General features: G+C 72.4%; 10 protein-coding genes. 5 read left to right on the forward strand and 5 right to left on the reverse strand.

What is annotated here, in order from left to right:
- Positions 1-43: 43 nt before the first annotated feature.
- The 4 genes from GLX25_RS15030 to GLX25_RS15045 are packed head-to-tail and all read right to left on the reverse strand — an operon-like array spanning position 44 to position 3,819.
- Positions 44-1,573, reverse strand: coding sequence for an amidohydrolase (locus GLX25_RS15030; protein WP_155843339.1), 1,530 nt, complete (start codon positions 1,571-1,573; stop codon positions 44-46).
- Positions 1,570-2,271: an FMN-binding negative transcriptional regulator gene (locus GLX25_RS15035; RefSeq protein WP_155843340.1), complete on the reverse strand. Its 702-nt coding sequence runs from the start codon at positions 2,269-2,271 to the stop codon at positions 1,570-1,572. The genes GLX25_RS15030 and GLX25_RS15035 overlap by 4 nt, the downstream gene beginning before the upstream one ends.
- 12 nt (positions 2,272-2,283) lie before the next feature.
- Positions 2,284-3,288: an Fpg/Nei family DNA glycosylase gene (locus GLX25_RS15040; RefSeq protein WP_166548875.1), complete on the reverse strand. Its 1,005-nt coding sequence runs from the start codon at positions 3,286-3,288 to the stop codon at positions 2,284-2,286.
- Positions 3,289-3,291: 3 nt separating this feature from the next.
- Positions 3,292-3,819, reverse strand: a complete 528-nt coding sequence (locus tag GLX25_RS15045; RefSeq protein WP_155843341.1) for a ribose-5-phosphate isomerase — start codon at positions 3,817-3,819, stop codon at positions 3,292-3,294.
- Positions 3,820-3,940: 121 nt separating this feature from the next.
- Here GLX25_RS15045 and pepN (GLX25_RS15050) point away from each other — a divergent pair, with 121 nt between their 5' ends.
- The 5 genes from pepN (GLX25_RS15050) (at position 3,941) to GLX25_RS15070 (ending at position 12,390) form a co-directional block, all read left to right on the forward strand.
- A complete protein-coding gene (gene pepN / locus GLX25_RS15050) occupies positions 3,941-6,493 on the forward strand; it encodes an aminopeptidase N (protein WP_166548876.1) in 2,553 nt (850 codons plus the stop codon).
- Complete coding sequence (gene pepN / locus GLX25_RS15055; protein ID WP_155843342.1) at positions 6,494-9,046, forward strand: aminopeptidase N; 2,553 nt, start codon at positions 6,494-6,496, stop codon at positions 9,044-9,046. It begins immediately after the preceding gene.
- A gap of 114 nt (positions 9,047-9,160) precedes the next feature.
- Positions 9,161-10,276: a mechanosensitive ion channel family protein gene (locus GLX25_RS15060; RefSeq protein WP_155843343.1), complete on the forward strand. Its 1,116-nt coding sequence runs from the start codon at positions 9,161-9,163 to the stop codon at positions 10,274-10,276.
- A gap of 14 nt (positions 10,277-10,290) precedes the next feature.
- Positions 10,291-10,674 (forward strand): globin, encoded by a 384-nt coding sequence (locus GLX25_RS15065; protein WP_155843862.1) that lies wholly within the window; start codon positions 10,291-10,293, stop codon positions 10,672-10,674.
- A gap of 30 nt (positions 10,675-10,704) precedes the next feature.
- Complete coding sequence (locus GLX25_RS15070; RefSeq protein WP_166548877.1) at positions 10,705-12,390, forward strand: FAD-binding dehydrogenase; 1,686 nt, start codon at positions 10,705-10,707, stop codon at positions 12,388-12,390.
- Positions 12,391-12,409: 19 nt separating this feature from the next.
- Here GLX25_RS15070 and GLX25_RS15075 read toward each other — a convergent pair whose 3' ends face one another.
- Positions 12,410-13,090, reverse strand: a complete 681-nt coding sequence (locus GLX25_RS15075) for a DUF8185 domain-containing protein (protein ID WP_155843344.1) — start codon at positions 13,088-13,090, stop codon at positions 12,410-12,412.
- Between the last annotated feature and the right edge of the window lie 66 nt (positions 13,091-13,156).

Raw genomic sequence — 13,156 nt, forward strand, 5'->3', positions numbered from 1 at the left:
TCGGCGCGGGGGTGGACCGGAGGCAGGCGCGCGTGCCGGCGGATCAGAGGGCGTCGTGCGTCGCGCGTCCGCCGAGCAGCGTGAGCGCCACGGGCATCCCCCTGAGGTCGTCGACGGATGCCGCGAGCGGATCGTGCTCGACGACGGCGAGGTCGGCGACCATGCCCTCGCGCACCTCGGCGCCGACGCCGTCGGTCGAGGCGTCGAGTGCCGCGCGGGCGTCGAGGGACTGCTCCGGATGCCACGGCTCGCGCCCGGCGCGCGAGCGGCCGACCGCCGCGGCGATCGCGATCCACGGGTCGAGCGGTGCCACGGGCGCGTCCGAGCCGAGCGCGAGGTCGACGCCCGCCGCGGCGAGGTCGCGCAGCATGAACGCACGGTCGGTGCGCCCCGCCCAGTAGACGTCGGCGACGTCGCGGTCGTCCATGGCGTGCTCGGGCTGCACGCTCGCGACGATGCCCAGCGCGGCGAAGCGGGCCAGGTCGTCGCGTCGGAGCAGCTGCGCGTGCTCGATCGACGCACGCCCGTGCCATCCGCCGTGCCGCACGGCCTCGAGCGCGTCGAGCGCGCGCTCGTTCGCCCGGTCGCCGATCGCGTGGACGGCCGGTGCGAGGCCGATCCGGTCGGCGCGCCGCAGGTGGGGCACGAGCTCGTCGTAGGGCACGTTCACGAGGCCGTACGGGTGCTCGTCGGGCCCGAGCCCGGGGTACGGGTCGACGCACCACGCGGTGCGCGTGTTCAGCGAGCCGTCGGTGATCACCTTGTACGGGCCGACGCGGACGAGCCCGCCGGTGCCCGCCACCTCGTCGCCGGTGCGGAGGCCCTCGGCCTCGGCGCGGTCGAGGTCGCGCGTGTAGACGCCGAACCGCACGCGAAGCGCATCGGCGCCGTTCGCCGCGCGGCGCGCCCAGTCGTCGCGGTTCCAGCGCATCTCGAGGTCGACCACACCGACCACGCCCCGTGCCGCCGCCGCGCGCGACGCCTCGTCGACCCACGCGTCGAGCACGTCGTCGGGGAGGTCGTCGAGTTCGCGCACGAGCCGGAAGCAGTCGTCCTCGCGGAGCACCCCGCTCTCCCCCGCCGCCTCGGCGAGCCCGTGCCGCCGCGCCGCAGTGCGGTTCACCCAGCACGAGTGCAGGTCGGCGGAGACGAGCACGACCGGCACGTCGCCCGATACGGCGTCGAGCGCGTCGATCGTCGGCGCGTCGGGCCAGAGGCCGTCGCGGTAGCCGAAGCCGACGATCTCGTCGTCTCCGCCGGTGACGGATGCCGCGACGAGCGCGACCGCCTCGGCCGCCGACCCGACGTCGCCGAGGTCGAGCCGCCGCGACACCATGGCCCACTGCGAGAGGTGCACGTGACGGTCCCACAGCCCGGGCACGACCCAGCGTCCGGCCAGCTCGAGGCGCCGGGCGCCGGGGGCGGGTGGCAGGCTTCCCGCCGGCGCGACGGCGCGGACGACGCCGCCGTCCAGGTGCAGGTCGACGGGCAGCGCCTCGCCGGGGAGGCGCCCGCCGGCGAGCACGAGCGACTTCGGGGCCGAGCGGCGCGCCGCGGCATCCGCCCCGGTCATGCGCGCTCCCCCACTGCCGGCGCCGACGCGTCAGCACTCGTCGCACCGGCCCGCTCTGCGCGCGCGGCGCGCAGCACCTCGTGCGTGCGACGCATCTCCTCGGCGAGCGCGGGGCTCGCGTACGGCCCGTCACCGTCGAGTTCGGCGATGATGCGGTCGACCGTCTCGTCGGGCCGGTTCTGGCTCATCTTGTTCTTGGCGACGAACCGCGCGACCGGGATGCGGAGGCCGACGGTGCCCGCGGCGATGCGCTCGGCGTAGGCGGCGTTCTCGGGGGTCGATCGCATGCTGCGCGGCTCGGGCATCCGCTGTTCGAAGTGGTCGACGAGCGCGTCGAGCACCCGGAGGTTCTCGTCGGGCTCGAGCAGCTCGGGGGTGCCGTGCAGGTGCGCGGTGACGAAGTTCCAGGTCGGCACCGCGGGGTTCGCGTCGTACCACCCCGGTGAGATGTACCCGTGCGGCCCCTGGATGATGACGAGCACCTCGTGCCGGCCGAGCTCGTGGACGACCTCGTCGGGGCGTCCGACGTGGGTGAGGAGCACGATGCCCTCGGCGGTCTCGTCGAGGAGCACCGGGTAGTGGGAGGCCACGAGTCCCGAGGCATCCGTCATCGACACGATGATCGCCCACGGGTGCTCGCGGACCAGGCGCTTGACGCCCTCCTCACTCGCGAGGGTGAAGCTCGGGTTCTGTCTCATGCGGTTCGACTCCTAGGCCTGGCAGTTCGGGCACCAGTACAGCTTGCGGGCGCCCATCTCCTCGAGGGCGATGTTCGTACCGCACACCCGGCAGGGCAGGCCCTCGCGCTTGTACACCCAGTGGCGGTCGTCGCGGTTGGCCATGGCGGCGCGCCAGGCCTCGCCCTCGAGCCCGTCCATCGTCATCATCTGGCCGGTCTCGACGCCGATGCGGAGGAGCCTCGACCAGTCGCGCCAGAGCTCGCGGACGGTGTCCTCGGGCACGATCCGGCCGGGCGTGTGCGGGTTCAGGCGGGCCCGGAAGAGCAGCTCGGCACGGTAGACGTTGCCGATGCCGGAGACGACGTTCTGGTCCATGAGCAGCAGGCCGATGGGCGTGGGCTTCCGGCGGACGACGCTCGTGAAGCGCTCCTCGGCGTCGGCACCGACGTCGATGAGCGGGTCGGGGCCGAGCCTGCCGACGACCGACTCGACCTGCGCGGGGTCGAGCACCTCGCACGCGGTGGGCCCGCGGAGGTCGGCGACGACGGCGTCGGTGAGGAGGCGCACGCGCACCTGCCCGATCGGCTCGGGCGGGAAGGTCTCGAGCGCCGCCCCCTCCTTCTCCGACTCCGACATGCGCAGCCTCGTGCGGCGGGGCGCGCCGATCGAGGTGACCGAGTTCTCGCCCGCGGTGTCGAACACGACCGCGTCGGGGTTGGGGCCGTCGAGGAAGGTGCCCTTCTGGTTCGTCTGCCCCATGCGCCCGTTCGACGAGGCGATCGTGGCATCCATCAGGATGTCGCCCGCGAAGTCCCACGCCCCGTACATGCCGAGGTGGACCCTGAGCCAGCGGTCGCCCTCGAAGCCGAGGAACATCTGCTTGCCGACGGCACGGGCGTCGACCATCCGTCGCCCGTCGAGGTCGGCCGCGCCCTCGGCGAACCGGCCCTGCGGGCTCGAGGCGCGCACGATGCGGCCGACGAAGTTGCGCTCGAACTGGCGGGTGATGCGGTGGACGGAATGGCCCTCGGGCACCGGCTACTCCGCGGGCGCGCCGACGACGCGACCGGTCGAACCGTCGACGTCGACGCCCTTGCCGGCGATGTCGCCCGTCGTCTCGTACTCGGCGAGCTGCCCGATGCGGCGCACGTGCCGCTCGTCGCCCGAGAACGGCTCGGCGATGAAGGCGTCGATGTAGCGGATCGCCTCCTCCACGGTGTGCTGGCGCGCGCCGATCGAGATGACGTTCGCGTCGTTGTGCTGGCGCGCGAGGATCGCGGTGTCCATGCTCCACACGAGGGCCGCGCGGATGCCCGCCACCTTGTTCGCGGCGATCTGCTCGCCGTTGCCCGAACCGCCGAAGACCACGCCGAGCGTCTTCACGCCCGCGGCCTGGTCGCGCGCCACGGCGAGCGCGGCGTTGATGCAGAAGGCCGGGTAGTCGTCGAGCGCGTCGTACTCGACGGGGCCGTGGTCGACGACCTCGTGGCCGCCGTTGACGAGGTGCGCCTGGAGCGTCCGGCTGAACTCGAGGCCGGCATGGTCGGTCGCGATGTGGATGCGCATGCGGCAAGTCTAGGGATCGCCGCTCCCCTCCCGGGCCGCATGTCGCGCGACTAGGCTGATCGGGTTGCCCGCGCCACGAACGCGGGGCCGACGCATCCGTTCGACGCAGATGGAGACCTGAGTGCCTGGAGAGAACCTCACCCGCATCGAGGCCGAGGAGCGCGCCGCGCTCGTCACGGTGCACGACTACGACGTCCGCCTGGACGTCACCACCGGGCCGGAGGTGTTCCGCTCGGAGACCACGGTGCGCTTCGCCGCCCGGACGGGTGCGTCGACCTTCATCGACGCGATCACCGCGACCGTGCACTCGGTCACGCTCAACGGCCGCGAGCTCGACCCGGCCGAGGTCAGCGACGGCGTGCGCATCCGGCTCGCCGACCTCGAGGACGAGAACGAGCTGACCGTCGTCGCCGACGGCCGATACATGCACACGGGCGAGGGCCTGCACCGCTTCGTCGACCCGGTCGACGACGAGGTCTACCTGTACACCCAGTTCGAGGTGCCCGACTCGCGCCGCATGTACGCGGTGTTCGAGCAGCCCGACCTGAAGGCCGCGTTCCGGTTCACGGTCACCGCGCCCGCGCACTGGCAGGTCGTGTCGAACTCGCCGACGCCGGAGCCCGTCGACGCGCACGAGGGTGCGAAGACCTGGGCGTTCGAGCCGACCCCGCGCATCTCCAGCTACATCACCGCGCTCGTCGCCGGCCCCTACGACGTCGTGCGCGACGAGCTCACGAGCGCCGACGGCCGCGTCATCCCGCTCGGCGTGTTCGCACGCAAGAGCCTCTCGGAGTACCTCGACGCGGACTACGTGTTCGAGAAGACCAAGCAGGGCTTCGAGTACTTCGAGGCGAAGTTCGGCGTGCCCTACCCGTTCGCCAAGTACGACCAGCTGTTCGTGCCCGAGTACAACGCTGGCGCCATGGAGAACGCGGGCGCGGTCACGTTCACCGAGTTCTACGTGTTCCGTTCGAAGGTGACGGATGCCGTCCGCGAGCGCCGGGTGGTGACGATCCTGCACGAGCTCGCCCACATGTGGTTCGGCGACCTCGTGACCATGAAGTGGTGGAACGACCTCTGGCTGAACGAGTCGTTCGCCGAGTGGGCGTCGACGATCGCGACCGCCGAGGCCACCGAGTGGAAGAACGCGTGGACGACCTTCAACTCGATGGAGAAGGCCTGGGCCTACCGACAGGACCAGCTGCCCTCGACGCACCCGATCGTCGCGGAGATCCGCGACCTCGAGGACGTGCTCGTGAACTTCGACGGCATCACCTACGCCAAGGGCGGGTCGGTGCTCAAGCAGCTGGCCGCCTGGGTCGGCGTCGAGGCCTTCTTCGCCGGCGTCTCGGCGTACTTCCGGAAGCACGCCTGGGGCAACACGACCCTGGCCGACCTGCTCGCCGAGCTCGAGGCCGCGAGCGGCCGCGACCTGTCCGAGTGGGGCGGGCTCTGGCTCGAGACGGCCGGCGTGAACACGCTGCGCCCCGAGATCGAGACCGACCACGACGGTCGGATCACCTCGTTCGCCGTGCTCCAGTCGGCGATCGAGGAGCACCCGACCATCCGTCCGCACCGCCTCGCGATCGGCTTCTACAGCCTCACCGGCGGCAAGCTCGTGCGCGACCACCGCGTCGAGCTCGACGTCGACGGCGAGCGCACGGAGGTCGCAGACCTCGTCGGCCTCGAGCGCCCGGACCTCGTGCTGCTGAACGACGACGACCTCGCGTACGCGAAGATCCGCCTCGACGGCGCCTCGCACGGCGTCGCCCTCGCGAACCTGTCCGAGATCGAGGACCCGCTCGCGCGCGCCCTCGTCTGGAGCTCCGTCTGGGATGCCACGCGCGACGCCGAGACGCGCGCGAGCGACTACCTCGCACTCGTGCTCGGCAACATCGCGAGCGAGACCGAGTCGACGACCCTGCGCATCGTCCTGGCGAACGCGATCCTCGCGGCGAACGCGTACACCGAGCCCGGGCGACGGCACGACGCGCTGCGCCTCCTCGCCGACGGGTTCTGGGACCTCGCGAACGAGGCCGAGGCCGGCAGCGACGCGCAGTTCCAGTTCGTCAAGTCGTTCGCCGCGATCGCCGAGCACGGCTCGAACCTCGACGCGCTCGAGGAGCTCTACGCCGGCACGATCTCACTCGAGGGGCTCGCGGTCGACACCGACCTCGGCTGGGAGCTGCTCATCGCGCTGGCCGCCGCCGGTCGCTCGGCCGACCCCGAGATCGACGCCCGCCTCGCCGAGGACGACACCGTGACCGGGCGCGAGGCCGCCGCGAAGGCACGTGCGGCGATCCCGACGTCCGCCGCCAAGGAGCGTGCCTGGGCGTCGATCGTCGACTCGGACACCGCGTCGAACTCGGTGGTGCGCGACACGGCCGAGGGGTTCCTCCGTGCCTCGGACCCCGCCCTGCTCGAGGCCTTCGTCACGCGGTACTTCGGCATGCTCGAGGGCATCTGGGAGGCTCGCAGCTACGCGATCGCCGAGAAGCTCGTCGACGGGCTCTACCCGTCGCCGCTCGCGAACCGGGGTCTCGCCGACGCGAGCCGCGCCTGGCTCGACGGGCACCCGGACGCTCCGGCGGCGCTGCGCCGACTCGTCGTCGAGAGGCTCGCCGGCGTCGACCGCGCGCTGGCCGCGCAGGCGCGCGACGCGCGGGAGGCCTGAATGTCGGGGCGCCCCGACCTGACGCGGTCGGAGGCCGAGGAGCGCGCGTCGCTCCTCGGCCCCGCCGCGTACGAGGTCACGCTCGACCTCACGGGCGACGACGGCCGGTTCCGGTCCGACACGCTCGTGCGGTTCACCGCGACGCCGGGTGCGTCGACGTTCATCGAGGCCACCACCGCCGAACTGCACGAGGTGGTCCTGAACGGACGGCCGCTCGATGCGGCATCCGTGTCGGACGGCTACCGGATCCGCCTGGACGGCCTCGACGCCGAGAACGAACTGCTCGTCGTGTCGACGCGCGAGTACACGAACACCGGCGAGGGACTGCACCGCTTCGTCGACCCCGTCGACGGCGAGGCCTACCTCTACACCGAGTTCGCGGTCGCCGAGGCGAACCGCGTGTACGCCGTCTTCGACCAGCCCGACCTCAAGGCGTCCGTGCGCTTCACGATCACCGCGCCCGACCACTGGAGCGTGCTGAGCAACGCGCCCACGCCCGAGCCGCACCCCGCGGCATCCGGCACCGCGGTGTGGGCCTTCGAGACCGGGCCGGTCATCTCGAGCTACATCGTCGCGATCATCGCCGGCCCCTACGCCTCATGGCGATCGTCGGCGACGAGCCGCGACGGGCGCGAGGTGCCCCTCGGCCTCTTCACGCGCGAATCGCTCGCGCAGTACGCCGAGCCCGAGGTCATGTTCGAGCTCGTGCAGGGCGGGCTCGCGTTCTACGAGGACGCGTTCGGCGTGCCGTACCCGTACGGCAAGTACGACCAGGTCTTCGTGCCCGAGTACAACTGGGGTGCGATGGAGAACGTCGGCGCGGTCACCTTCAACGAGGGCTACCTGTTCCGCTCGCGCGTGTCCGACGCCCGGCGCGAGCAGCGCGCGATCGTCGTGCTGCACGAGCTCAGCCACATGTGGTTCGGCAACTCGGTGACGATGCGCTGGTGGAACGACCTCTGGCTGAACGAGTCGTTCGCGACGTGGGCGTCGACCCTCGCCACGTCGCGGGTCACCGAGTTCACCGACGTCTGGGCGACGTTCGCGACCGACGAGAAGACGCACGCGGCCGAGCAGGACCAGCTGCCCTCGACGCATCCGATCGTCGCCGAGATCCACGACCTCGGCGACGTCGAGGTGAACTTCGACGCGATCACCTACGACAAGGGTGCGTCGGTGCTGAAGCAGCTCGTCGCGTGGGTCGGACTCGAGGCGTTCCAGCGCGGCGTCGGCGCCTACCTCGCCCGGCACTCGGGCGGCAACGCCACCCTCGCCGACCTGCTGGTCGAGCTCGAGGGCGCGAGCGGCCGCGACCTCGCGGACTGGTCGGCGAAATGGCTCGAGACCGCGGGCGTGAACACGCTGCGGCTCGAGGTCGAGACGGATGCCGCGGGGCTCGTGACCGCGGCGCGCGTGGTGCAGACCGCGGCCGCCTCGCACCCGACCCTCCGCCCGCACCGCGTCGCGATCGGGTCCTACGACGACGTCGACGGGTCGCTCGAGCGCGTGCACCGGGTCGAGCTCGACGTCGACGGCGCCTCGACCGACGTGCCGGAGCTCGTCGGTCGTCCGCGCCCTGCGCTGCTGCTGGTGAACGACGACGACCTGACCTACGCGAAGGTCCGCCTCGACGAACCGTCGTTCGCGGTCGCGCGCGACCGGCTGTCCGACCTCGTCGACCCCGTGGCCCGCGCGGTCGTCTTCGGATCGGCATGGGACGGGGTCCGCGACGCGGAGATCCCCGCGGCGGACTTCGTGCGCCTCGTCGTGGCGAACGTCGGGCACGAGACGCAGTCGGCCGCCCGCGGCCTCGCGCTGTCCCGACTCGAGCTCGCCGTGTCGCGCTACCTCGCCGACCACCACCGCGACGTGCTGGCCGAGGAGGCCGCCGACGCCGTCTGGGCGCTCGCCGAACTCGCGCCAGAGGGCTCGGATGCGCAGCTGCAGTTCGTGAAGGCGTTCACGCGACTCGCCTGCGTGCCCGCGCACGCCGACGTCCTCGAGTCGCTCGCCGGCGGCGAGACGAGGCTCCCGGGCCTCGTCGTGGACCTCGACCTGCGCTGGGAGATCACGATCGCCCGGGCGGCGCTCGGCGCGGCGACCGACGACGAGGTCGACGCGGCGCTCGCCGCGGACGACACCGCGAAGGGCCGCCAGCTCGCCGAGACCGCGCGCGCCGCGCGCCCCGACCAGGCGGTGAAGGATGCCGCGTGGCGGCGGGTCGCGACCGACACGACGCTGTCGAACGACCTCGCGCGCGCGATCGCCGACGGCTGGCAGCGGACGACCGACCCGTCGCTCCTCGCCGGCACCGCCGACGACTACCTCGCCCTGCTCGAACGCGTCTGGGCCGAGCGGAGCTTCACGATGGCCTCGCTCATCGTGCGGAGGCTGTTCCCGGCGCCGGTCGTCGATGCCGGACTCGCCGGCCGCGTCCGCGCCTGGCTGGACGTCCACGACGAGCCGGCGCCGCTGCACCGGCTCGTGGCGGAGCAGCTGAGCGAGCTCGAGCGTGCGCTGGCCGCACGGGATCGGGACGCCACGACCGCGTAGGCCGTCGCCTCGCACTGCCGAGGCCCGTCGGGCACCGCATCGGACCCGACGGGCCCCGCGTCGTGCGCCGTCCCAGCGTGCGCCCGGTCGACCGCGGATACACTTCGTCTCATCATGCGACCGTTCGAAGAACCCGGCCCCGAGCAGGTCGACATCTCCGTGCAGATCGACGCCTTCCAGGAGACCTGGTACGGCCAGGCCCTCTTCAACGTCATCGACATCGCCATCATCGTCGCGGTCGCGCTCCTCATCCGCTGGCTCCTGCACTTCGTGATCCGACGCACGGTGAACCAGGTCGTCACCGGCGTGAAGCGCAAGCAGGACGTCTCCGACACGCAGGCGCTGAACGCCGCCTCCCCGCTCGCCGCCGTGCGCGTCGTCCAGCGCACGCGCACGCTCGGGTCCGTGCTGAAGAACATCGTCAACGTGACGATCGGCATCCTCGTGGTGATCCTCGTGGTCGGCACGCTCTGGCCCGACATCCTCGGCTCGTTCACGCTGCTCTCGGCGGCGATCGGCGCCGGCCTCGGCTTCGGCGCGCAGAACATCGTGAAGGATGCCCTGAACGGCATGTTCATGGTCGTCGAGGACCAGCTCGGCGTGGGCGACATCGTGGACCTCGGCCACGCGTCGGGCATCGTCGAGGAGGTCCGGATCCGCGTGACCTCGGTCCGCGACGTCAACGGCACGCTCTGGTTCGTGCGCAACGGCGAGATCACGCGCGTCGGCAACATGTCGCAGGGGTGGGCGCGCGTGATCATCGACCTCGCGGTGCCGTACACGGCCGACGTCGACGAGGTCGAGGCGGCCATGCTCGGCACGGCGAACGAGATGGCCCGGTCGGGCAAGTGGCGCTCGCGCGTGCTCGAGAAGCCCGAGGTCTGGGGTCTCGAGTCCGTCTCGGCCGACGCCATGGTCATCCGCATCGTCATGAAGGTCCGCACGTCGTCGAAGGACGACGTCGCCCGGGAACTGCGGATGCGACTGAAGCGCACGCTCGACGACATGGACCTGACGCTGCCGAGCCTGTCGAGCGTCGTGCTCTCCGGCTTCGACGGCGTCACGCGCGTGAAGGGTGCGAAGCCGCCGAAGACCGAACCGAGCCCGGTCGTGGAGCGGAAGGCGCCGAGCAAGCGCCTGCTCCGCGCGATGCGCGCCGCGAACACCGTGACGGGCACGGGAAGCGTCCCGACCGCGACCGACGACCCGACCCCGAAGGACACGCCGTGAGCCTGCCCGACAACCTGCCCTCGCCGAGCTTCTACGACCAGGTCGGCGGCCACGAGACCTTCGCGCGGCTCGTCCACGAGTTCTACCGCGGCGTGGCCGGCGACCCGGTGCTGAAGCCCATGTACCCGGAGGAGGACCTCGGCCCCGCCGAGGAGCGCCTGCTCATGTTCCTCGAGCAGTACTGGGGCGGACCGACCGCGTACGGCGAACAGCGCGGCCACCCCCGGCTCCGGCTCCGCCACCAGCCGTTCAAGGTGAACCCCGAGGCGCGCGACCGCTGGCTCGCGCACATGCGCGCGGCCGTCGACACGCTCGACCTGCCGCCGGTTGCCGAGGCCACGCTGTGGGACTATCTCCAGCGTGCGGCCTTCGCGATGGTGAACACCTTCGAGGAGTAGCCGCCCCGCCCGAGACGAAGGAGTCCCCCCGTGGCCGACCCGACCACTCCCCCGGCGGCGCCCGCCGCACGCACCGAGTTCGACGCCGTGGTCGTCGGCGGCGGCCTGTCCGGCCTCGTCGCCGCCGCAGAGCTCGTCGACGCCGGCAGGCGCGTCGTCATCGTCGACCAGGAGCCCGAGGCGAGCCTCGGCGGGCAGGCGTGGTGGTCGTTCGGCGGCTTGTTCCTCGTCGACTCGCCCGAGCAGCGGCGGCTCGGCGTCCGCGACTCGCTCGAGCTCGCCCGCCAGGACTGGCTCGGCACGGCCGCGTTCGACCGGGACGAGGACGAATGGGGCCGACGGTGGGCGGAGGCGTACCTCGAGTTCGCGGCCGGCGAGAAGCGGTCGTGGCTCCGCGAGAAGGGCCTGAAGTTCTTCCCGGTCGTCGGCTGGGCCGAACGCGGGGCGGGCATGGCCGTCGGGCACGGCAACTCGGTGCCGCGGTTCCACATCACCTGGGGCACGGGTCCGGGCGTCCTCGAGCCGTTCATCGCGCGCGTGCGGGCGGGCGAGGCCGCCGGGCTCGTGTCGCTGCGGTTCCGCCACCGGGTCGACGAGCTCGTCGTGGAGGACGGCGGGGTCGTCGGCGTGCGCGGTGCACGCCTGGCACCCGACGACGTCGAGCGCGGCGTCGGCTCGAACCGCGACGTCGTGGGCGACTTCGAGCTCCGCGCGCCCGCCGTCGTGGTCGCCTCCGGCGGCATCGGCGGCGACCACGACCTCGTGCGCGCGGCGTGGCCGGAGCGCCTCGGCACTCCGCCGGCGGAGATGCTCTCGGGCGTGCCGGCGCACGTCGACGGGCGAATGCTCGGCATCGCCGCGGCATCCGGTGCGCGCCTCGTCAACGGGGACCGCATGTGGCACTACACCGAGGGCATCACGAACTGGGATCCGGTGTGGGCCCGCCACGGCATCCGCATCCTCCCCGGCCCCTCCTCGATGTGGTTCGACGCGACCGGCGCACGGCTGCCGGCGCCCCTCTTCCCGGGCTTCGACACGCTCGGCACGCTCGAGCACCTCTCGCACACCGGCCACGGGCACTCCTGGTTCGTGCTCACGCAGCGCATCATCGAGAAGGAGTTCGCGCTCTCCGGCAGCGAGCAGAACCCGGACCTGACGAACAAGGACCTTCGCCTGCTCGCGGACCGCCTCGGCTCGGGCGCGCCCGGCCCGGTCGAGGCCTTCAAGCAGCACGGCGTCGACTTCGTGGTCGCCGACACCCTCCCGGAACTCCTCGACGGGATGCGCCGGCTCTCCCCCGGCGACGTCCTCGACACGGACAACGTCGAGCGCGAGGTCGTCGCCCGCGACCGCGAGGTCGAGCACGAGTTCTCGAAGGACCTGCAGCTGACGGCCGTGCGAGGCGCCCGGAACTACCGCGGGGACAAGCTCATCCGCGTGGCGCCCCCGCACCGCTTGCTCGATCCGAAGGCCGGCCCGCTCATCGCCGTGAAACTGCACATCCTGACGCGCAAGAGCCTCGGCGGCATCCAGACCGACCTCGACTCGCGTGCGCTCGGCGCCGACGGCGCACCGGTGCCCGGCCTGTACGCGGTCGGCGAGGCCGCCGGCTTCGGCGGCGGCGGCGTGCACGGCTACCGCGCGCTCGAGGGCACGTTCCTCGGCGGCTGCCTGTTCACGGGACGCGCGGCGGGACGCGCGATCGCCGCGCGGTGAGCCGGGGCGGATGCCTCGGCTACGCCTTCAGCGTCCAGGCCTTCCGCCGCACGAGCACGTGCCCCCGCCGGGAGCTCAGGCGCGTCCACGGTCCGGTCTCGAACAGCGCCGTCGGGTCGTCGCCGAGGAAGCCGAGGCTGAACGCCGCGAACGCCGCGCCGGCCGGCACGTACTCCAGCCCCTCGATGCCGCGCCCCCACACCTCGGAGCGCACGCGCTGCACGAGCTGCTCGCCGGTGCCGTCGGGGATCGTCGCCGCGACCTCGTCGATGCCCGCCCGGGCCGCGCGCTCGAGCGTCGCGGCATCCGTCTCGCCGAGCGGTCGCCAGCCACCCCGCGGCGGCGAGATGCCCGCCCAGGTGACGGTGTTCACCTCGGGAGGTCGGGTCATGGTGACCGGACGCGACTCGTCGTCGTCGCCGAGCTCGCCGCGCGCGCGGACGATGCGGTCGACGACCGAGCGCATCGGGACGACGACGTCGAAGTCGTCGGTCTCGAACAGCTGGAAGGTCCGGAGCCCCAGCACGGTCGGGCTCTCGTCGAGGATGCCGCGCGGGTACAGGATCGCGGTGTACACGGCCAGGATCCCGTTCGCCGCGACGAGGCGCACGGAGCCGTCCTCGACGCGCGACGCGCGCTGGAGGTACGTGTGCAGATCGCCGAGCGACAGGCTGTCGGCAAGCGTGAATTGCTGGACCATGGCCTGTCTAGACTACCGAGAGAGCGCCGCGGCCCCGCCCGTCGCCCACCCGCCGATCGGCCGCGC

Source organism: Agromyces luteolus (assembly GCF_009729855.1).
Classification (GTDB): domain Bacteria; phylum Actinomycetota; class Actinomycetes; order Actinomycetales; family Microbacteriaceae; genus Agromyces; species Agromyces luteolus.

What these genes read in the sequence shown, in the direction of transcription:
- GLX25_RS15030 (WP_155843339.1), bottom strand. Translation starts at nt 1,573, where the DNA reads ATGACCGGGGCGGATGCCGCGGCGCGCCGCTCGGCCCCGAAGTCGCTC.
- GLX25_RS15035 (WP_155843340.1), bottom strand. Translation starts at nt 2,271, where the DNA reads ATGAGACAGAACCCGAGCTTCACCCTCGCGAGTGAGGAGGGCGTCAAG.
- GLX25_RS15045 (WP_155843341.1), bottom strand. Translation starts at nt 3,819, where the DNA reads ATGCGCATCCACATCGCGACCGACCATGCCGGCCTCGAGTTCAGCCGG.
- pepN (WP_155843342.1), top strand. Translation starts at nt 6,494, where the DNA reads ATGTCGGGGCGCCCCGACCTGACGCGGTCGGAGGCCGAGGAGCGCGCG.
- GLX25_RS15060 (WP_155843343.1), top strand. Translation starts at nt 9,161, where the DNA reads ATGCGACCGTTCGAAGAACCCGGCCCCGAGCAGGTCGACATCTCCGTG.
- GLX25_RS15075 (WP_155843344.1), bottom strand. Translation starts at nt 13,090, where the DNA reads ATGGTCCAGCAATTCACGCTTGCCGACAGCCTGTCGCTCGGCGATCTG.